The organism is Saccharothrix sp. ST-888 (assembly GCF_000955975.1).
Taxonomy (GTDB): domain Bacteria; phylum Actinomycetota; class Actinomycetes; order Streptomycetales; family Streptomycetaceae; genus Kitasatospora.
The window spans coordinates 1-354 of record NZ_JYJF01000584.1 but is presented as its reverse complement, the minus strand read 5'-3'; the positions used below and the strand labels follow the sequence as shown (position 1 = coordinate 354).

Here is a 354-nt window from a genome sequence, read left to right as displayed (position 1 = left end):
GGGACCCGCTTCACCTGCGGGGCCAGCGGGTCCTCCCGGGCCCGCGACACCTACTGGCCCTGCGGGGCCCGAAAAGCCTTGCGGGCCTGCGGGACCCGCGACGCCTCCGGCGCCGGTGTCACCCTGGAAACCCTGGAAGCCCTGGGTGCCCTGGGTGCCCTGGAAGCCCTGGGCACCGGTGTCACCCTGGAAACCCTGATTGCCCTGGAAGCCCTGGGCACCGATGTCGCCCTGGAAACCCTGATTGCCCTGGAAGCCCTGGAAGCCCTGGGCACCGATGTCACCCTGGAAACCCTGATTGCCCTGGTTGCCCTGGAAGCCCTGGGCACCGATGTCACCCTGGAAACCCTGATT

At 68.9% G+C, this 354-nt stretch carries 1 protein-coding gene; it reads left to right on the top strand.

All coding sequences use genetic code 11. The annotated features are described in order from the left end of the window. Nucleotides 1-354, top strand: a 354-nt coding sequence (locus UK12_RS44005; protein WP_231591504.1) for a hypothetical protein, incomplete at both ends; no start/stop codon positions are given.